At 43.7% G+C, this 19,827-nt stretch carries 15 protein-coding genes and 1 pseudogene; 5 read left to right on the forward strand and 11 right to left on the reverse strand.

The features are described from left to right. Window positions 1-20 precede the first annotated feature (20 nt). From AACW06_RS13270 to katG, 3 genes are all read left to right on the forward strand, one after another. Window positions 21-929, forward strand: coding sequence for a LysR substrate-binding domain-containing protein (locus tag AACW06_RS13270; protein WP_192075426.1), 909 nt, complete (start codon window positions 21-23; stop codon window positions 927-929). 80 nt (window positions 930-1,009) lie between these two features. Further along, window positions 1,010-1,330, forward strand: a complete 321-nt coding sequence (locus tag AACW06_RS13275; protein WP_192075427.1) for a DOPA 4,5-dioxygenase family protein — start codon at window positions 1,010-1,012, stop codon at window positions 1,328-1,330. Between the two features lie 399 nt (window positions 1,331-1,729). Further along, complete coding sequence (katG, locus tag AACW06_RS13280) at window positions 1,730-3,904, forward strand: catalase/peroxidase HPI (RefSeq protein ID WP_192075428.1); 2,175 nt, start codon at window positions 1,730-1,732, stop codon at window positions 3,902-3,904. Between the two features lie 197 nt (window positions 3,905-4,101). On the opposite strand, the gene AACW06_RS13285 is transcribed toward katG, so the two are convergent. The 10 genes and pseudogenes from AACW06_RS13285 to AACW06_RS13330 all read right to left on the reverse strand — a co-directional run bounded on the left by AACW06_RS13285 (window position 4,102) and on the right by AACW06_RS13330 (window position 13,047). Continuing rightward, on the reverse strand, window positions 4,102-6,027 hold the full coding sequence (locus AACW06_RS13285) for a BglG family transcription antiterminator (RefSeq protein WP_238336709.1): 1,926 nt from the start codon (window positions 6,025-6,027) through the stop codon (window positions 4,102-4,104). Between the two features lie 88 nt (window positions 6,028-6,115). Continuing rightward, a complete protein-coding gene (gene dagF, locus AACW06_RS13290; RefSeq protein ID WP_192075429.1) occupies window positions 6,116-6,862 on the reverse strand; it encodes a 2-dehydro-3-deoxy-phosphogluconate aldolase in 747 nt (248 codons plus the stop codon). Further along, a complete protein-coding gene (locus tag AACW06_RS13295) occupies window positions 6,853-7,977 on the reverse strand; it encodes a DgaE family pyridoxal phosphate-dependent ammonia lyase (RefSeq protein ID WP_192075430.1) in 1,125 nt (374 codons plus the stop codon). The genes dagF and AACW06_RS13295 overlap by 10 nt, the downstream gene beginning before the upstream one ends. Next, window positions 7,961-9,097 (reverse strand): amidohydrolase/deacetylase family metallohydrolase, encoded by a 1,137-nt coding sequence (locus tag AACW06_RS13300; RefSeq protein ID WP_192075431.1) that lies wholly within the window; start codon window positions 9,095-9,097, stop codon window positions 7,961-7,963. Before AACW06_RS13300 ends, AACW06_RS13295 begins: the two co-directional genes overlap by 17 nt. Before the next feature lie 73 nt (window positions 9,098-9,170). Next, a complete protein-coding gene (locus tag AACW06_RS13305; RefSeq protein WP_192075432.1) occupies window positions 9,171-9,818 on the reverse strand; it encodes a DUF4310 family protein in 648 nt (215 codons plus the stop codon). 10 nt (window positions 9,819-9,828) lie between these two features. Beyond that, window positions 9,829-10,605 (reverse strand): DUF4311 domain-containing protein, encoded by a 777-nt coding sequence (locus AACW06_RS13310; protein WP_192075433.1) that lies wholly within the window; start codon window positions 10,603-10,605, stop codon window positions 9,829-9,831. Window positions 10,606-10,629: 24 nt separating this feature from the next. Beyond that, the gene (locus tag AACW06_RS13315) at window positions 10,630-10,923 is read right to left on the reverse strand and encodes a DUF4312 family protein (protein WP_192075434.1); all 294 of its coding nucleotides are present in this window, start codon (window positions 10,921-10,923) and stop codon (window positions 10,630-10,632) included. Further along, window positions 10,920-11,288, reverse strand: coding sequence for an SFCGS family glycine-rich protein (locus AACW06_RS13320; RefSeq protein WP_192075435.1), 369 nt, complete (start codon window positions 11,286-11,288; stop codon window positions 10,920-10,922). The genes AACW06_RS13315 and AACW06_RS13320 overlap by 4 nt, the downstream gene beginning before the upstream one ends. Next, on the reverse strand, window positions 11,279-11,641 hold the full coding sequence (locus tag AACW06_RS13325; RefSeq protein WP_337923457.1) for a transcriptional regulator: 363 nt from the start codon (window positions 11,639-11,641) through the stop codon (window positions 11,279-11,281). Before AACW06_RS13325 ends, AACW06_RS13320 begins: the two co-directional genes overlap by 10 nt. 518 nt (window positions 11,642-12,159) lie before the next feature. After that, a pseudogene (locus tag AACW06_RS13330) lies at window positions 12,160-13,047 on the reverse strand (IS982 family transposase). Window positions 13,048-13,484: 437 nt separating this feature from the next. On the opposite strand from AACW06_RS13330, the gene AACW06_RS13335 reads away from it, so the two are divergent. After that, window positions 13,485-15,044 (forward strand): methyl-accepting chemotaxis protein, encoded by a 1,560-nt coding sequence (locus AACW06_RS13335; protein ID WP_192075436.1) that lies wholly within the window; start codon window positions 13,485-13,487, stop codon window positions 15,042-15,044. Window positions 15,045-15,514: 470 nt separating this feature from the next. On the opposite strand, the gene AACW06_RS13340 is transcribed toward AACW06_RS13335, so the two are convergent. Beyond that, window positions 15,515-18,106 carry an ATP-binding protein gene (locus tag AACW06_RS13340; protein WP_192075437.1) on the reverse strand — a complete coding sequence of 864 codons (2,592 nt, stop codon included), beginning with the start codon at window positions 18,104-18,106 and terminating at the stop codon, window positions 15,515-15,517. Window positions 18,107-18,266: 160 nt separating this feature from the next. Here AACW06_RS13340 and AACW06_RS13345 point away from each other — a divergent pair, with 160 nt between their 5' ends. Next, entirely contained in the window at window positions 18,267-19,826 is a 1,560-nt protein-coding gene (locus tag AACW06_RS13345) for a sugar ABC transporter ATP-binding protein (protein WP_192075438.1), read from the forward strand. The last annotated feature ends 1 nt before the right edge of the window (window position 19,827 follow it).

The following is a 19,827-nucleotide window of genomic DNA, read 5'->3' on the forward strand; positions in this document are numbered from 1 at the left end:
AATACCTATAAGCAAGAGCGATGAAAGGTAATACCTTATCCATATTGTCGACATTTGTGAAAGTGGCGCAATACAGCAGTTTTAGTGAAGCAGCAAAGAGTTTACATTTAACGACAGGAGCTATTAGTCAGCAGCTTCTCCAGTTAGAGCAGCAGATCGGTTTTAAACTATTTGAACGGCATTCTCGTGGCATTCGCTTAACTGACGAAGGACGAACGCTTGCTAGAGTGGTGGAGCAGAATATTCAAGATATTGAAAGTACTATTGCCTCTCTTAATCAAAGTCGAAATATTAACGAAATCAAACTGAAGTCAACCCCATCATTTGCATTTAAATGGCTTGTACCTCGTCTAGAAAACTTCCATAGAAAACATCCAGAGATCCAAATTCAAATATTCGCTGAGGGAGCGCTGGTAGACAGTGACCGACGAGACTACGACTTAGCGATTGATTACGGGCCATTGCCCTACAAAAAAATGAACGCGGAACTGCTATTTGAAGAGTACCTGCTACCAGTGATGAGCGCAGCCTACCTGCAAGCTCATCCACACTTACAGCATAGTCATTATCAGCAAGAAAGCTGGGATAGTGTCGTGCTACTGCATGATGCGATGCCGTGGGCAAATGCGTCGCGAGATTACGAATGGCTTTATTGGGCGTCAGAAATGGGGGTAGACATAGCGACTCAACAAGGTCATTTTTTCAATCGTACTGATATGGCGATGTCGGCCGCAGAAGCCGGAGTTGGAGTTGCGATGGCTAGAATGGCATTGATTGATCAAGAACTGACACAACGACGTCTTGTAACACCCTTTAAGCCTATTGCTGCGAATGCAGGGTACTTTTTGATTTCTCACACTCAAAACCATAGTGTCCATGTTTTTGTTGAGTGGCTTAAGGAGCGTATTTCACTTCGATGTTCAAATTAACTGAAAGTCTTCAGCAAATTTATTGAGATCTCTCATGGTCTATTTAGCGGTAAACTGCAAAAAAATGAGAGGAATTCAATATGTTTCATGCTCATGTTTATTTCGATTTAGCACAAAAAGATAAAGCTCAACAATTGCAGCGGAAAATTGCCCAACAACGTCTGGATATTCGCGTGATGTTTCCATTAGTGCCAATGATGGTCGGTCCTCATCTAAAACCTATGTTTGAGCTGCATTTTTCAGACAATAGTGATGGTTTTATTGAATGGTTAGATGAACACCGCGAAGGGTTAAGTGTACTGATTCATCCGATATCTGGAGATGATATTTATGACCATTCAGATCATCAAGTTCAATGGCTTGGTGATGTGCTTGGCGTTAATTCCAGCGTATTACGCTAGCTATTTTTGAGTAATATCCCTGATATGAAAATATTTTTGATTGTTAAAACACTTAAAAAGTGAGGCTTTCAGTGCAGATCTTCTCTTGTTTTAGAATAAAAAGGATTTGCCTATCAAACTAATAGTTACATTGAGTTAGTGCTTTATTCCTATCTTGCCTAGTCTATAACCAACGCAGCAAACAACTAAACATGCTTTTGTTGAAAGCAAGATGGTATCCCTGTTGATTCCAATCAATGAATGACAGTATTCGCCTCGCTGAGCGATCGCATTGATATAAGGTTGTTTCACGTTTATTGCTTTAAGCCTAATGCAATGAAAAATAAAACATTTTTTGTGCGTGCTTATTGTTTAATTTATACAGTGTCAGCCGCAGTAATGCGAAGCAAGGAGAAAAGAATGGAGAATAAAGCTATGGGATCCGGTGGTAAATGCCCAGTCATGCACGGGGGCGTTACCTCTGCTGATTTATCCAATATGGACTGGTGGCCGAAGGCACTTAATCTCGACATCCTGCATCAACACGATCATAAAACTAACCCTATGGGTGCAGATTTCAACTACCGTGAAGCACTGAAAAAGCTGGATGTTGATGGATTGAAAAATGACCTGAAAGCACTGATGACCGACAGTCAAGAATGGTGGCCCGCAGACTGGGGACACTATGGTGGCTTGATGATCCGCATGGCGTGGCACTCTGCGGGGACATATCGTATTGCCGATGGCCGCGGAGGCGGCGGTACTGGCAGCCAGCGTTTTGCTCCACTTAATTCATGGCCTGATAACGCAAACCTAGATAAAGCTCGTCGTTTGCTATGGCCGATCAAACAAAAATATGGCAACAAAATTAGCTGGGCTGATTTAATTCTTTTGGCAGGAACGATAGCGTATGAGTCTATGGGGCTTAACACATTTGGTTTTGCGTTTGGTCGCGAAGATATTTGGCACCCAGAAAAAGACACCTATTGGGGATCTGAAAAAGAGTGGCTTGCGCCCAGTGGTTCAAAAGACAGCCGTTATTCGGGCCAACGTGATTTAGAAAACCCACTTGCCGCAGTGATGATGGGCCTTATTTACGTTAACCCAGAAGGGGTTGATGGCAATCCTGACCCACTCAAAACCGCTCAGGACATGCGTGTGACTTTCGCTCGGATGGCCATGAACGATGAAGAAACTGTGGCATTAACAGCCGGTGGACACACAGTGGGTAAAGCACATGGTAATGGCGATGCCGCTAACCTCGGAGCTGAACCAGAAGGCGCTGAAATTGAAGAACAAGGTTTAGGGTGGAACAACCATGTGCAGCGTGGCATTGGCCGTAATACGGTGACCAGTGGCATTGAAGGGGCGTGGACAACTAATCCAACTAAATGGGATAACGGCTACTTCTATTTATTGTTTACTTACGATTGGCAACTGAAAAAAAGCCCAGCCGGTGCGTGGCAATGGGAACCGATTGACATTAAAGAGGAAGATAAACCGGTTGATGTTGAAGACCCAACTATCCGTTATAACCCGATCATGACCGATGCGGATATGGCGCTGAAGATGGATCCGGAATACCGCAAGATCGCCGAACGTTTTTACAAAGACCCTGCGTATTTCGATGATATGTTTGCTCGCGCTTGGTTCAAACTGACTCACCGTGATATGGGGCCAAAAACGCGTTATTTTGGCCCAGATGTGCCGCAAGAAGATTTCATTTGGCAAGATCCAGTGCCAACAGGCAACAGCAATTACGATATCGATGCAGTTAAAGCCAGTATTGTTGCTAGTGGTTTGAGCATCAGTGACTTAGTGAGCACTGCTTGGGACAGCGCCCGAACTTTCCGCGGCTCAGATAAACGTGGTGGGGCTAATGGTGCGCGTATCCGCTTGGCTCCACAAAAAGATTGGCAAGGTAATGAGCCAGAAAGGCTCAGCAAAGTGCTGACTGTGCTGCAAGGCATAGCTACAGAAGCCGGTATTAGTGTCGCTGATACTATTGTGCTGGCTGGTAATGTTGGCGTTGAAATGGCAGCCAAGGCTGCGGGTGTCGATGTTAACGTACCTTTTGCGCCGGGGCGTGGTGATGCCACACTTGATCAAACTGATATTGAATCGTTTGATGTGCTTGAACCGCTTGCCGATGGTTTCCGGAATTGGTTGAAGCAAGATTACGCTGTAAACCCAGAAGAGATGTTACTCGACCGAGCTCAATTAATGCGCCTTACCGCGCCAGAAATGACCGTATTGATTGGTGGATTGCGAATGCTCGGTACAAACTATGGCGGCAGTCAACATGGAGTATTGACAGACCGTGTTGGGGCGTTGACTAACGATTTCTTCGTTAACCTCACCGACATGAATTACACTTGGAAGCCAACAGGTCGTAACTCTTACGATATGGTTGAGCGTAAGAGCGGTAAAATAAAATGGACAGCGACTCGTGTTGATCTGGTGTTTGGCTCAAACTCCATTTTGCGCTCATACGCTGAAATTTACGCGCAGGACGATAACAAAGAGAAGTTCGTCAAAGACTTTGTCGCTGCTTGGACCAAAGTCATGAACGCCGATCGCTTCGACGTGTTGTAAGCTATCTCCACTCGGTAATCTTGATATTAAGGCCCTCTTAGCGAGGGCCTTGTTGTGCCTCGGTTTTCTATCTAAATGGCTTGTTTATAAAAGACTGGTCCCTAAAAAACGAGTGTTTCCAAAAACAGACGGAACCTAAAAATAGATGGTATCTAAAAAATAGAGGGCATCTAGGAAGCATCACACAGCGATATATTTTATTGTAATTCCAAGTGCGCTAGTGTTTTGAAGTGCTTGAAGGTTTCGCATTGTGACAGATTTTTGCCTAATTTTTTATTAATCAGCACTTGGAAAAGATCATACAGCCCCATTGCCTCTTCATAGTCATATTTACTTAAGGCGAGGAAAAAGATCAGATAGGCTTTTTCACCATTACCCCATTCAATTCCACGCGGTGCAGCGACGGTGTAAACCATCGAACGTTTAGCAAATAGTTCAATGGAGTGAGGTAGAGCAATGTATTCTCCCACCATGGTCGAAACCAAACTCTCTCTTTCTTGCAGTGAGGCTCGGTATCCTTCTTCTACCAACTCAATCGATTCAAGGTGTGAGCAAACCTGCTCAAAGAGTTGTGATTGCTCAATGACGTCATCAAGGTAGAGAAATTGAGCTTTGGAAAAATACTTATCCAAAAGATAAGAGTGCGTGCGATCAACCAACACTTGTTTGCCCAGTTCTTCCAATTGATGTTGGGTAGGGAAGGGGTCAACCACAAAGCTCTGAATCTCTCTATTGGCTAAGGGCATGGTGGTAATAATGAGGTCCGCTTGCGTGGCATCAGCGGTGATCAATTGTTCAGGGGAATAAACCGTTTTCATATCTAATTGCGGATACTGGCGGCGGATGATCGCTTCTAGCCCAAGTGTCGCGGCATTACCTGCATCGCAATACAGGAGTGCTTTGGGAGTACGGTGACCTAAATGATAATTACGTTCAAGTCCCACACCAATGTGAATCACAAGATAGCCTATTTCGTGTAGTGTCATGCAGTAACCGGTCTCTCTGATCCAGTCTGCGATGGCCGATAAGGTAATGCTGTAAGCGAGTGGGTAGTGCTGTTTGATATGGTGGGCCAATGGATTAATTGTGGCGACATGATGTTTGAGACGAATAATCATATGGCAGACGTGGTTGTGAAGATCGCGGCGTAATCGCGCATCGTCACGTACATCGTAAGGATAATTTTGATAGATATAATCAAAGATGTGAGTGACTAGAGCATTGGCATCATGTTGTACACCTTGACTAATGAGTGCTTGATTCGTCGCAATTCTCGCTTGAATATGAATCGCCAAGGCGGCAATTTCATGGCTATTGGCAGGTAATAACATTGGTAGCGCAGAAAATAACGCGTTGGCAACTGGTTGCATCGTTTCATGAACATCATCTTTAGAAAATTCCGTAAGCTCTTTGTCACACGCGAGCCTGTGCAGTGTGACGGCGGCATAAATGGTTAACCAACGCAGCCCAATATCATTGATATAGAGTGTATGGTTGGTCAACACTTCACGAAAGCGTGCTGCGAAAATTTTCTGAGATTTTTCAGGAAAGATCGTACTAATAAAGCCCAGAGCTTGTTTTGTCTCTTTTTGTTCGATGTAGATAAGTTGTGTTAAACGGGATCGAATCGCCATTTCTGGGCCTTGGATCAGCATGCCCAAACGAGGTTTACTTTCAATCGATAAACCAAACGTGGCCAGTTGGCTGCGTACATCAACCATATCATTTTGAATTACGGTGCGGCTTAGATTCCATGTCTCGGCCAATTCGTCAATTTTTACGCCTTGTTCTGCCGTCAATAGCAGCACTTGAATCTGAATGATGCGCTCTTTACTGGTCCTTGGAATCGTTTCTGCATTTTGCATCCTCGACAAAAAATGCTCGAAAGTTGACGGGTTGTAAATATTGAGTTGGTAACCGGAACCGCGCTGGTGGAGAAGATGTGCGCCATGATTGACCATCACATTATTGAGCAGTGCGACATCGGTGCGTATGGTACGTGTCGAAACATTAAGTCGTTGCGCAAGTTCGTCCTGAGTCAAAGGTGAGGCGGATACAGCATCCAATAAATGAATAAGGCGAGGGTGTGGTAGCTTATACATCATCGATTCCCATTCCAGCATGAACAGCGCTATCTAAAAGGTAAAATGCAATAAAGGTAATAGATAACCAGCGCTTTGTTATGCCGGAGCATGTGCTCCGGCGTCGGTGTTATGAATGTGCCAATCGTTTTTTAGTAATGGCCAGCAAGGTTTTCACATCCTCGGGGCGAGTATGTCCAGTCTGCTCATCGATGATTGAGCTATAAATGTGTGGAATGACTTTTTCGACCCCAGCATCGAGAGCGATGCGTAAGATCTCTTCAAAGTTATTTAGATCAATACCACCGGTCGGCTCTAACCAAAAGTGGTGACGAGCACAGGCGTTGGCAACTTCTTGGTACTCAGCTTTGTATTTTAGCCCCTGCATTGGGAAAAATTTGACCGAGCTGCAGCCCATATCTTGCAGCATGGCAATCGCCGTATCAACGGGAACTATTGCCTCTTCCATACCAGAACTTTTCGGGCCAGTTGAGATTTTAACTAAGCCAACAGTGCCTGATGGTGAAATCAAACCATTCACGATAGTGTGATTTTGACCTAGAGCTTGACGCGTAGCCCCCACACCAGTAAAGACTTGATTGACATGTTGAGGCTGCAGTATCCCGGCTAAAGCCGTCACCATATCCGATTGTTTGGGATCCCCTGCGCCAAGGCCAATGGATAAGGCATTATCAATTTTTTTAGCGCATGCTTTCATATCAGCCGCTGCGCTTGCGGTATCTGGGTAATCTTTCGATAGCATACCAACCAACACATGGCCTTCTGCGGCTTGGTGGACTTCAATCGCATTATGATGAGAGCCTGCCAGCACATTGAGACATACACGGCCAGCGTAAAAATTAGGGCTTAAAGACATTCTAATGACTCCTGATTCAGTTGGTTCATGGCGCTAAGAATAAGTTCAAGTTGGTGGGATGAAACGCTACGTACATCAAATTCCACCGAACCTTCATTGGATTTGTAAGCGCGGCAGTAAATGGCAGGGTTACCATTTTTGAGGCGAGTGACGGCTTGATTGGCGCTCATACCAAATTTTTTGGCATTAAAACTCACTTCTGCGCGTGCGATATCTCGGCCTGCGCTATCCCAAACCACGCGCGCGTTTATCCCTTCAATACGGTTTAACCCTTCAATCAATGGTGTCATTTTATCCACCATTTGTTGGCCTGTTTCTTGTTGACGGTTTAAGTATAGTTCAATGGCATGTGTTAGGCCTAAAATGCCTTCTTTACCGACTTTCATAGCACGGCCAATACCTGCAGATTGCTGCTTAACCCATTCCACATACTGATGTTTCCCAATCACCAAACCGCTGGTTGGGCCTTCAATCGCTTTCGCACCACTGTAGATCACCAGATCGGCCCCTTGTTGATAATAGAGTTGTAGATCCTCTTCTGCTGCCGCATCAACAATCAGCGGGAGCTGGTGGTCTTGAGCCACTTTTGCCGCTTGTGTCACGGTTAACATGCTTTTTTGTACACAATGGTGCGATTTAATATAGAGAATGGCGGCGGTATTGGGGGTGATCGCCGCGGCTAATTGTTCTGCGCTGCATTCATTAGCCCAACCGGCCTCAATCAGGTTACCGCCGCCAAGATTTACCATGGTGCCAACCGGGGCTCCATAATTTACGTTATGCCCTTTTGGGATCACAATATCCGTTGCGATCGAGTGCGTTTTTGCATGCAGATGCTCAAGAAGATAAAGGTTATCGCGTACAATGACTGCTGCGATACTCTGTGCAATCCCCGCCGAAGCACATGAGACCACGACTGCATTTTCAACCTGTAGCAAACGAGCAATATACTGACCGGTTTTGTTCACCAACTCGCTCATTTCAAAGTAGTTATTCATCCCAAAACAGACGCTTTGCTCTACTTCCGGTTGCGGAGTGGAAACACCAAGAGCTGTCATACGGCCGGATGCGTTGATCACCTGTTTCAAGTGATATTTTTCAAGAATGGAAGACATAATACTGTTGTCCTTGTTCAGTCAATACAAGCTTACCGTCAATGATGGCAGCAAGAGGCGTAAATTTCTGTTGTCCAGTTCGATGCTGGTAATGAGTATCGGTATAGTTAACCGACACTTTATTGATGGTGTAGAGCGTCAAATCGGCATCATAGCCTGCAATTAAGTACCCCTTTTTGGGTAAGCGAAGTGCTTGCGCTGCTTGACTCGTCACGCGATCAATGATCTGCTCATGAGACAATCCGAGCGTAAAAAACATCGACATCAGGTGGGCAAGCCCATAAACCGGGCCATTGAGCCGGTTCTTACAGTAAATGTCAGAACTGATCGTATCTGGCAGAATCCCTTGTGCGATTGCCTGCTCAGCCACTTCAAAACTGAAACTGGCACTGCCGTGGCCGATATCAAGTTTCATACCTCGAGCCCTGGCTTGCTGAACGCTGCTTTTTATTTCCCCATGACAATCAAGGATGCGGTTAGGCTTGCCATTAAAGCAGTGAGTGAGAATATCGCCTTTGCCCAGCAGAGCGACAATCTCATCCAAATCTGGCGGCGCATTACCAACATGCACCATCAATGGAACGCAGTTGCATTGCTGCTGTAATGCTTTGGCTGCGTGAAGTGGCATTAAGCCATTGTGACCCACAACACTACCGCTCATGCGTGCTTTTAAGCCGACAATGAATTCGGGATGACGAAGCAGGGCTTGCTTTGCGCTATCCAAATCAATGTCGTTGGTATCTGCCAGTTCATTTTGGCGCAACAAACCAATTTTCGAAATGTTAAGTAGAGCGCGCACATGGGTTGTGCATTGCGCTGCAAGTTGTGCAAAATCATCCACATCGTTTGCGCCAGTGCTGCCCGCATCAATGACAGTCGTCACACCACCTGACACCCCAATGTTATCGGGGTGGTCGTTATAAATAGGCGAGTTCGGATAGCAGTGAGTGTGGCCGTCAATCCAACCAGCACTCACAAAAACGTCATGATCTAAATCGATGGTCTGTCTTGCCAATAAACCAACAAGATCGCCCACCGCCGCTATTTTGTTGCCTTGAAGGGCGATATCAATAGTACCCCCACTTGCTTGTTGAGCATTTTTGATCAGGATGTCATACATAATTCGTCATCTCACGCTCTTCGCTCATCGGTGCGAAGAGCGATTATCAATAGAATTTAAACTCCAGTTTGTTTTACAGTGCGATAGGAAAAATAGTCCCTAACGCCATCGCTCCGAGAATTGCCCCACCAGTAATTGGTTTACCCCACACATAGAAAATCAATGCGCCGATCAGAGAGCCTATCCCAATTGGGATGGAAGCGGCCATTGCAGATAAAATGATCAATGGTCCAAGAAAACGGCCAGAGCTATTGCCTGCCCCCATCATCACATCAGCCCCGTAAGTTGAATCGCTTTGGTTGATGGTGAATTTACGTGCCAGCACAATTAAGCCACCAATCGCCAAACCAGCGAGCATGCCTGTGATTAACGAAGCCGTGAAATTTTCAAGAGGATAAACAATACCAGCACCTAGCAATAAGGCCGGAATCCCTAAACCCACACCAGTTTGCACCGCACCACCGATATCCAAAATGCCCACGAGCGAACCTTCAATGATGCGTGCAAACAGAAAGCTTGCACCAAAAGCTGCAACCGCACCGTAAGCCCCTGTATCCATCCCTGCTCGTAGCATGGAAACAAACGCCACTTCATTAAAAGCACCGACACCGTATAAGTAGTACATGTGCGTTCCGGCAAAGACTCCGGCTGAAAGCAGGCCCACGAAAATAGGGAAAGACCAGTCGGCATACCAAAAGTTGTGTTTCATTTTTTCGTCCATTGTCAGCTCCTTATTTGCCATTGATCATGAGATGGATATTTTCAAGCCACAAAGGAGCTTGCATATGAAAAGCTTCGATAAATTTTATGTCGAACCCGCGGAAGAAAGCACTTAACGCAAACAGTGCAATAATCGCCGTCATCATGATCTGGGTCACTTTGTTCCAACCACTCTCTTCAACACCTTTACCAATCAAAATACCCAGCACCAAACCTGGAACAGCGTTGCCCATGATCATTTGCGCTAAACCACCAAAGATAGTGGCCCAAAAGCCCGATTTCTTACCCGCTTCAATTGCTGCTAGCCAGAAAATAACTGGCATGGCGGTATTCACCAATAAGTTTGCCGCTGGAACTAATACCTTTACCGCAGTGACTTGCAGCGCCGCAGGAACGGCAGCCGCTGTTGAGTTAAGAAATGCAACTACAATCGCACCGATGATGGCGCACGCAATGCCCATTCGTTTTGGATTATGCAAGGTAGTGGCAAGGTCGCGGTTTTTTGTCATCAGCGCCGCCGCGCCCCAGTTAGGAATTATGCGGTGGTCAACATCTTGAGTGAATGCCCCTGCCGCAACCGTTGAGGCCCAAGCATTAAAGAAGAACCCAAGCCCAAAAGAGAAGTGAGAGGCAGGGTCACCTTCACACGAGTTCAACTCTCCCAGAGTACGAAATGCGCCCATACCTTGGATGGTTGGTGCATGGAACATCCTTGCGGCACCTACACCAACGCCGATACCGACTAAGCCACCAATGATGATGGACTTAAAGAGAATGATAAGAAACATATCAGGGATCCTTATAGTGATCTGTTAATGTTTGAAATCGACCTGTTCCACATCGATGTGGGTCAGGTTGACCGTAACCTCTAGCTTGACGCTGTACTGACGTCGATCTCTTGCAAGAAAGAAGAAAAGGAATTTCTCTCGCTTTACTTTCTCTTCTGCTTGCAAAACGTTGACGTCTAACGGCTCAATCCGAAGGAGAACTTTTGTGTTATTCTTAAGCAACGTGGGCTGTATTTGGTTTAACGCAGCGGCAAAAGCCTGTTGCTTTGTTTCGCCTTTACCACTCACGGTTACCTTAGTGGTTAACTGCTCTTTCATGCTTTGACGCCATGCTTAACCACAAACGCCTTCACCAGTTTTTCGCCCAGCTCTTCTTTATCCATAAAGCCGAAACCCAAAACCACACAGCCTTCATTGATCGCGGTTATCCCTTCCTCAACAGAGCGCATTCCATAACGGCATTGATAGCCATATTTTGTTTGCGCAGTGATAGCACCTGCGCCGCCACTGCCGCAAAAAGAGATCCCCAAATCGGCTTGCTGCTGATGCATGACATCTCCTAATTTCATATCTGCTGCCATGCCGGGAATAACGGTCACTTCAGCGCCTGCAGCTTGAGCACCAGCTCCCACTTTTTGACCTTTGCCCATGCGATCACCAATAACTACTTTGATTACTGACATGTTGTATCTCCTGTTGTTGGGTTTAATTCGTTTTCTTTAGCTACTTCAAAATGTACCGAAAGTAGATGCGCTTCTTCATAAGCGAGGTTCTCTATCCAACGACACACTTGCTCGGCCAAGGTGAAACAAATGGGAGATATTTCATCAAACATCTCCATATCGAGTTCAGGTAACGATTCACCGCTAAACGACCGCCAAACCATCGCTTTGATATGTGTTTCTAGCATTTTTTTCTGCAGCGAATCGGGGTAGATAGCGTGTGAATTAAGTAAGGTAATGGCTCGTTCTGTGAGTGACAAACCAAGCTCTATAATCTGTGCATCATCCATACTAATGGGTTGAGAGTTTTGCACCGTTCGATTCTCCAAATGTTTAGCTTGGAGAAGAAAATAGCGTAAAAGGGATCAAGGGTGGATAAGCCTTATTTCCACTCTCAAGTGGAAATAAACCGTGGTCAGTGACATTTGAGCGGTTTTATGTGATGTGTGAATAATATTTATGGGAGTAAATGCGCTGAAAAGGTGATTTGAATCGATATTTTAAGCGCAAATTTATCGTCTTTTTATTTGCTGTCCGTCACAAAAATACTGGTGGTTACTTTGGTTTTATGTTTGTTTCTCGAGTCGGGCATCAGGAAGCACGCAATATTAGGGAGGATAGCTTTGAGAGGAAAGCATGTGTTTCATCACTAAAAATCATACTAAGATCGACATTCACAATTTTATGCATTACATCATTAATCTCAGGGTTTTAATATTATTAAAATTGGAATCAAGATCAGAGAAGTACTGTGATCTTACTTTTAAATATGTATGGCTATGAACACGTTACTTAAGTCCAGTATCGAACATAATACTAATCTGAGATCGGTTTAAGCCATCGCCATCAACCCAGACTTTTCAGTATTGGTGATGTTGAGTGATGGCTTTTCTGGTTTTAAACAGTAAGTGATTAAGCCACCAAGCAAGTTCAGCATGAATCCATGTAAGCTACGATGACGAGAATGTTCTATCTGAGATATATTCTTCAGTTGGTCATTTATCGTCTCGATAATGAACCGTTTCGACAACATCGCTCAATCCCAAGCCGCTAGAACTTTTCGCTTCATGTTCTTTCGGTGCGTTGTTATCAGTGTAATGCCATCTTCTTTTAAATCTTCAGTGAGCGCTTTACTGATATAGCCTTTATCAGCATAAAGCTTGTCGAATAGTCCCTTTGATAACTCACGAACAGGTTTCCTATCATCAGTATTAGCTGGTGTAAGTTTGGCCGCAACAATATCACCAAGGTAATTTGTGATGATGTGAAGTTTAAAACCGTAAAACCAGCCCATCGTACCTTTACCTCTTGCTGCTGTCCCTTTAAACACTTTGTGCCTTGGGATACGTAAGTTATGGCAGATTTTGATGCTGGTAGAGCCAATAAATTCAATACCAGCAGGCTCTCCTTTCACATGAGTGAAGAAAGAGCTTAAAGGAATGAGCACTGATGACATAACTTCAAGAAAGCGTGTATGGCTCAGTAGCGCAGGAAATTCACTTTTGTGATATCGGTGAATAATGCTGAGGTAGAAGTTCTTGAAATCGCGTTGATGTGACATATGAAAAGCAATAATGATGGTCATTATTTCACTCTCAGACATGCGTCCTTTACGGTTCCGCTTGCGTTCACCGTTTTCAAGTTGGAGTTTTTGCCATTGAGGAAGAAAAGCCTTACAAAAGTCATCGACATGGCAAAATAAGTCTACTAATTTATGCATAGCTGGTTCCTTGCGATTATTCTCTCTTAAGAGCTGATCGCAGAACCAGCTTTTAGTTCACTTCTACTTTTATCCCGGGTTCAGGTTAATACTACCTTTGTAGCCGATGTTAATCTTTATCGCGTTTTTATCAGGTGACAGGTTGACAGTACGTGTATTTGTAATTGCGCTCACGTTATGGCAGTTGAGTTACTGCCCATGTTCAACTCACCCTCTATTGTGTTGTGTGTCAACAAGCCCTGTAAAAGTGTGATCTATTAAGGATTTTTCTTCTTTCATTCTAAAGTTATCATCAATTAGGCAGATACAAGATAACGTAGTTACATTATATCTAGCTTTGACAGATAGGCTAAAAATACAGTTTGTATTGGCTTAAGGGGCGAAAGGCTTAGCGCTCTGTCGTGAGCATCACATTGAATTATACCGAGATAATTGAAATGAAAAGAATCATATTATTAGCCATTTGCGCTATGTTTGGTATTGCTGTCGTGGCAAGTATGGCATCAACGTACCTAATTTCGAGTCGGAAAATCGATGACATCATCTTAAACAAATCCCAAGTTCAAGCTGAGTTTTTGGCGGAAAATGCAAGTTATATTTTGGAGAACTCAGCAAATCCAATGCAAGATTTACAATCGCTCGTTGAGGATTTGAAACAACGTTCAGACGTAACCTATGCTATCGTAATCGATAGCAATGTGATGGCTGTTGCCCACAGTGATAAGCAAAAGCTGAACAAAACCTACAAGGATAACTATACCGTTGAAGGCGCAACCAAGGGAGTGCAACAGTATTCTAAATGGTATGCTGATGTCCAGAAAGTATGGGTGTTTGATATTATGTCGCCGATTTACGTGGATGGTCAACTGTACGGTACTTTTGATATTGGTATTCCTATTACAGAAGTGAGTCAAGCGACGAATGGAATTATTACTTACCAACTGATTTCCATGGTGGTGATCTTCGTTCTGTGTGTTTTGGTTCTATCACTCTTGCTAAACAAGTTGATGAGACCGCTTTCTGCGCTTAAGGATGCTCTGCAAGATATCTCGAAAGGTGATGGAGACTTAACGGTTCGTTTGCCTGCAAAAGGTAACGACGAAGTTGCACAAATTTCTTCGGCATTTAATGTGTTTGTTGGCAAAGTACATGAAATTATTACACAAGTCGTAAATACTGGTGTGGAGCTGAATGGCTCTGCTGTTGCACTGCGTGGACAATCTCAACAATCGCTTGCAAGGGGAGAAGAGCAGAATGAGCAAACCATGCTGGTTGTTACGTCTATGAACGAAATGATTGCGACGGTCAACGAAATTGCAGCAAATGCTGCTGGTGCAGCAAGTGCTGCTGGTGTAGCAAGTAACGAGACTCAAGATGGCTACAAGACGCTAGAAAGAACCAAGACGGCGATGGCGAATCTTGAAAACGAGATGAATAGCACTTCCAACATTATCGTGAGTCTTGCGGACAATACTCAGTCGATTGGTAGCATTCTCGAGGTCATTAGAGGGATCTCTGAGCAAACGAACCTATTAGCGTTAAATGCCGCTATTGAAGCTGCGCGCGCAGGTGATGCGGGACGAGGTTTCGCAGTAGTGGCAGATGAAGTTCGTAATCTTGCAACTAAAACGGCTCAGTCCACCGATGAAATTGATAATATGATCCACCAGTTGCAAACTGAAGCTCAAAGTGCGGTTAATTCAATGAATAATAGTAGGACTCTTATTGAAGAAGGCACGGCAGAAACAGAGCTAGCTCGACAAGCACTAGAGGCAATTGCTGATCAAGTGACCACTATTTTGGATATTAACACTCAAGTGGCAACGGCAACAGAGCAACAATCGACGGTAGCAAATGAAATTAACATGAATATGGATACGGTCAGCCACTCCGTGAAAAATGCGTTAGCGGCGAGTGAACAACTGGAAGAGTCAAGTCAACAACTTGCGGAATTATCGAGAACACTCGATCGTCACGTAGGAGCGTTTAGAATCTAAACGCCAACTGAAATCTTTTTGTAAAAGCCAGTAAATCATGATTGCTGGCTTTTTATTGTCATCTCCAGACTCTTGCGATATCTGTAGACCAGCGCTGGATCATTACAATCAGGCGCTTGGGCGACAGAAGCTTTCACTTCAACACGAGGTCTAAAGCCAATTTGGCGTTTACGACATTGCCAACCTTTCAACTTCATAATGCGTTGGATGGTGTTTTTGTTTTCACCCAGTAAAAATGCAACGGTGCGATACCCTGTGTAAGGTAAGGCATCTATAAGTCTTTTTATTTTTACTGCCAGCCATTTGTTGATTTTTGGCTTACGTTCCTTGACTCGATAGTAAAAAGTACTCCGAGGAAGCTTATACCTATCCCCATATTCTCAGGATTCTTTCAGCTACTTGGTGTACCGTTTACTTACCAATGGTAAAATCACAGAATTCATAAGTAATTGAATAGAGAGGTTTTTTAACTACAGACTATGAAGGGCCTGTTTTAATTGCTCCTGGTTAAAGGGTTTTTTCAGTAAAGGGGCTGGTAAGTTGAGGTGCTTATTTAGCATAGCTTCGTGATGCCCACTAATTAGTAGTGCTTTAAGTTCGGTATTGATAGTGGTAGCACGTTTGACCACCTCAATCCCATTGGTTTTACCGGGTAAAGCAATATCACTTATTAGTATGTTTATTTCTGGATTGTTTTCCATGATACGAAGCGCCTCTTCGCCTGTATTGCATACTAATGTGATATAGCCCATCTGATGAAGCTGATCATTCAGCGTAGCTTGAAGTTCCATTTGGTCTTCAAGAAGCAAGATTAGCGGGTGTTTAATATTATTCTGGTCATGACTGATTGCTGACTTTAAGTCGTTGGTTGTTCGTTGCTTAGCGATGGGCAACTGCAAGTGTACGGCAGTCCCATATCTTTTTTTTGAGTCGATTTCAATGCGTCCCCCAGATTGGCGAATAAAACCGTAAACCATTGAAAGGCCAAGCCCACTGCCTTTTCCTGTTGGTTTCGTGGTGAAAAATGGTTCAAATACTTGTTGCAAGGTGGTTTCATCCATACCGCAACCTTGATCTATGATAGATATTTGCAACATTTCTTCTGTTCGGTTTTTGCGTTCAACGATTAATTGGGTGGTCACTACGTTGATTGTACCCACCTCTTCAATCGCATCTTTGGCATTAACAATCAGGTTCATTAATGCAGTTTCCAGTTGGTTTGCGTCTATCATCGCTGGTGGTAACGATATACTTAATTGCAGCTCTATTGTTATGGAAGGGGGCAGTGAATGTCCCATCAGATCTTTAATGCTGTAAATCAAATTATTAATGTCCACTGGCTTTGGGCAAAGAGGCTGTTTACGGGAGTAGGCAAGTAGACGTTGAGTCAGTAAGGCGCTGCTCTCTGCGGCCTTCAATGCACGGTTAAAGCGGCGAGTTTCGCATTCTGGTAGTGTGTTTTTTGAAATAAGCTCTAAATTACCAATAATCACAGCAAGAAGGTTGTTGAAATCGTGAGCAATTCCTCCTGTAAGGTGTCCTACGGCCTGCATCTTCTGCGTTTGAGCTAGATGAAGTTCAAGCTCTTTGCGTTTGGTTCTGTCAATTAATATGCAAGCAAAACCGTGATCGGTAAGGGAGCTGTTACGCCATTCGATAATGATGTCGTTGCATTGCAGCTCAAGCGGCTCTTGTTCTGTACTTGTTTCTAAGAGTTTTTGCACTTCTACTACACTTTCAGTGCCATAAATATGAGTTTGCTGCTGATTTAATAAGGTGGCGATCAGAGAAAAATCGGTACCAGGAGGCAATGTTTCAGGTGATGTTTGCAGTAAGTTATAAAACTGCTCATTACAGGCAATTAGGTGGTTGTAGTTATCAAATATAGCGAATCCATCACGCATCGCGAGAAAGGTTCTTTCCAGTAAGCGACTTTTTTCTTCCAGTAATTGTGTGGTGTGTTCTAACTTGGCTACGTTTTTATAAAAAATATGAAAGGAACGGGCAAGGTCGCCTATTTCATCATTTCTGTTTTGCTGAGGCACTTTGGCGCTGCGGTCGCCTTGTGCTAACTTTTTCATCGCTTGTGTAATAGAGAAAAGGCTATTACCTAAGATTAAATAGATATAGAGCCCCATTGAAATTGTAATAATAATTGCGATAACGCTTATCAAAAAGATCATGTTGATATTATCTGAAATTTGGTTCTGCTCCTTTTGCGATTCATCAATAGCTTGTTGTGTTTTGTATCGGGCAAATTTGGTGTAGTCCTTATCTAGTTGCTTCACAAACGTTTCAATCTGATAAGTCAGAAAACGAATGCGTAAGCTGTATTCTCTTAGTTTATTTGCATCCAATGTAGCCAAATTGATCGCTTGACCAAGCGCTTGAACTTTAATGTTAAAGAGAGAGGGGATCAATCTTTCCGGTAATTCCATAAATCGCGATTGAAGCAGATTAAATATGCTGGGAGAAAAAGGATAATCGGCCGCTTCTTGCAGTAAATGATCTATCTCTGAGAGCTGTTTGCTTATGGTGCTGTCCGAGAAGTGTGTTTGAGCTAGTTCCTTTAAATGCTGAATATAAAGTTGCCCTTGAAACAAGTAGCTCAACGTATCTGCTTGAGTTAGATGGCGTGAATGTGTCATCTCTAACAGTGCGCTAATACTTAACTCTAACTTATTTACGGCATTAGAGATGTCGTTAAAATTTGTATTGTCAGGAGAAGTCTTCGCTGAGAGCTGTTGCAATATATCTTTCAGCTGAGCGGCTTTTTGGCGTAACGATTTTGATTCTGCTTGATATTCTATTGCGTTTAATGTTTGTGTAAGTCGTACAGCGTAGGTTGAAATCTGAGCAGTTTTTACGCCTAACTCCATCGATAGCGACATTTGGTTTAGTGATGTAGTTTTTAAATTCTCTACTGACTTGTGCGTGTCCTTGAAACCAAATACCGCAATGATTCCGATCGAAAAAGTTAATACAACAACTAAAAGGTTAAATAAGAATAATCGTCCTCGAGCGCCGATGCGAGCGAGCTTTCGCTTGAGTTGTTCCAACATAAAAATATCCAAGCCCCAGATTAACAGCCAACTTACACACTATTATCCAGTTTTTATCTTTAACTTTATGACAATTGTGTACAGGGCTAAAAATTTCACGTTCATAAATTTGTGGTTGAATATCTCTATTCAAATTTATGGACCGATTTGGGCGTTTATCATGAACCACCAGCCATCAATAACAAACAGTCAATCGCCGTTGCTGCAAATGCAGGGAATAGCAAAGCGATTTGGCAGTTTTTATGCGTTAAAAGATGTCGATTTGAGTGTGTATAAGGGAGAGATTCACGCTTTAATGGGGGAGAACGGTGCTGGCAAAAGCACGCTAATGAAAATTTTAGCGGGAGCTTATTCTGCCACGGCAGGTCAGGTGAATATCGATGGAAAACCTTACTCCATTGATACGCCTAACGATGCGATAAAGGCGGGCATCAATCTCATCTATCAAGAAATTAACCTTTCTCCGAACTTAACTGTTGCTGAAAATATATTTCTCGGCAGGGAGTTGAAGAGAGTTTTTGGTTTAGACCGTAAAACGATGGAGCAGGAGTCACAGCTAGTTCTAGATCGTTTAGGTGCTCTATTTTTTGCTTCCCAGAAAGTTTCTTCATTGACAATTGCTGAGCAACAACAGGTGGAAATAGCACGAGCATTGCACCGCAATAGTAGAGTGCTTGTGATGGATGAGCCAACAGCTGCTTTGTCTTCTCGCGAAACCGATAAATTATTTAAATTGATTAAAAAGCTTCGCGATGAGGGATTGGCAATAATTTATATTAGCCATCGCATGGCAGAGATTTATGAATTAGCTGATCGGGTTAGTGTTCTACGCGATGGTAAATATGTTGGAAGCTTAACTCGCGAAAAGCTAGATGCGTCGACACTGGTTCAAATGATGGTGGGAAGATCTCTTACCGATTTATTTAATAAAGAGCAAATATCTCTTGGTGAAGAAGTTCTGCGTATAGAGAAATTGTCTGATGGAAATAAAGTAAGACAAGCTTCTTTGACCATCCGCGCTGGCGAGATAGTTGCGTTATCAGGCCTAGTTGGAGCGGGACGCTCGGAGTTAGCTCATTTGTTGTTTGGGGCGAGTAAGCCTACTGAAGGTAAAGTCTTTTTGAACTCACAACAAGTAGAGCTTAGCTCCCCAAGAGATGCCATCAAAAATAGTATCGGACTGTTGCCAGAGAACCGTAAGGAAGAGGGGTTATTCCTTGATATGGCGGTTCACGACAACATAATCATGGCCACTATTGAACGTGACGCGAAGATGCTGGTTATGGATTTAGCGAAAGGAAAGAGCATCACATCTGAAGCCATCGAAGCTCTTAATATCCGAGTTCCTCATGCAAAAGTTGAGGTGGGAGGTCTCTCTGGAGGAAATCAACAAAAAGTATTGCTTTCTCGTTGGATGGCTATTCACCCCAAAGTATTTATTCTTGATGAGCCGACCCGTGGTGTTGATGTCGGCGCCAAGAGTGAAATATACAGAATGATGACAGAGATGGCGCGGCAAGGTGTAGCTATCTTAATGATTTCTAGTGAATTACCAGAAGTTGTGGGGATGAGTGACCGCGTTTATGTGATGCGAGAAGGATATGTAGTTGGTGAGTTGCAACAAGAAGAAATCAGCCAAGAATCAATTATGACCCTGGCCTGTGGGGCTGTAGAAACTGCAGATCATCAATCAGAGATTAAAACAGAGTGTGAGGTTTAAA

This window comes from Vibrio sp. S12_S33 (assembly GCF_963889785.1).
GTDB lineage: Bacteria > Pseudomonadota > Gammaproteobacteria > Enterobacterales > Vibrionaceae > Vibrio > Vibrio aestuarianus.

Bases quoted from the DNA above. Each gene is read 5' to 3' on its own strand.
- AACW06_RS13270 (WP_192075426.1), top strand. From the start codon at position 21: ATGAAAGGTAATACCTTATCCATATTGTCGACATTTGTGAAAGTGGCG.
- AACW06_RS13275 (WP_192075427.1), top strand. From the start codon at position 1,010: ATGTTTCATGCTCATGTTTATTTCGATTTAGCACAAAAAGATAAAGCT.
- katG (WP_192075428.1), top strand. From the start codon at position 1,730: ATGGAGAATAAAGCTATGGGATCCGGTGGTAAATGCCCAGTCATGCAC.
- AACW06_RS13285 (WP_238336709.1), bottom strand. From the start codon at position 6,027: ATGCTGGAATGGGAATCGATGATGTATAAGCTACCACACCCTCGCCTT.
- dagF (WP_192075429.1), bottom strand. From the start codon at position 6,862: ATGTCTTTAAGCCCTAATTTTTACGCTGGCCGTGTATGTCTCAATGTG.
- AACW06_RS13295 (WP_192075430.1), bottom strand. From the start codon at position 7,977: ATGTCTTCCATTCTTGAAAAATATCACTTGAAACAGGTGATCAACGCA.
- AACW06_RS13300 (WP_192075431.1), bottom strand. From the start codon at position 9,097: ATGTATGACATCCTGATCAAAAATGCTCAACAAGCAAGTGGGGGTACT.
- AACW06_RS13305 (WP_192075432.1), bottom strand. From the start codon at position 9,818: ATGGACGAAAAAATGAAACACAACTTTTGGTATGCCGACTGGTCTTTC.
- AACW06_RS13310 (WP_192075433.1), bottom strand. From the start codon at position 10,605: ATGTTTCTTATCATTCTCTTTAAGTCCATCATCATTGGTGGCTTAGTC.
- AACW06_RS13315 (WP_192075434.1), bottom strand. From the start codon at position 10,923: ATGAAAGAGCAGTTAACCACTAAGGTAACCGTGAGTGGTAAAGGCGAA.
- AACW06_RS13320 (WP_192075435.1), bottom strand. From the start codon at position 11,288: ATGTCAGTAATCAAAGTAGTTATTGGTGATCGCATGGGCAAAGGTCAA.
- AACW06_RS13335 (WP_192075436.1), top strand. From the start codon at position 13,485: ATGAAAAGAATCATATTATTAGCCATTTGCGCTATGTTTGGTATTGCT.
- AACW06_RS13340 (WP_192075437.1), bottom strand. From the start codon at position 18,106: ATGTTGGAACAACTCAAGCGAAAGCTCGCTCGCATCGGCGCTCGAGGA.
- AACW06_RS13345 (WP_192075438.1), top strand. From the start codon at position 18,267: ATGAACCACCAGCCATCAATAACAAACAGTCAATCGCCGTTGCTGCAA.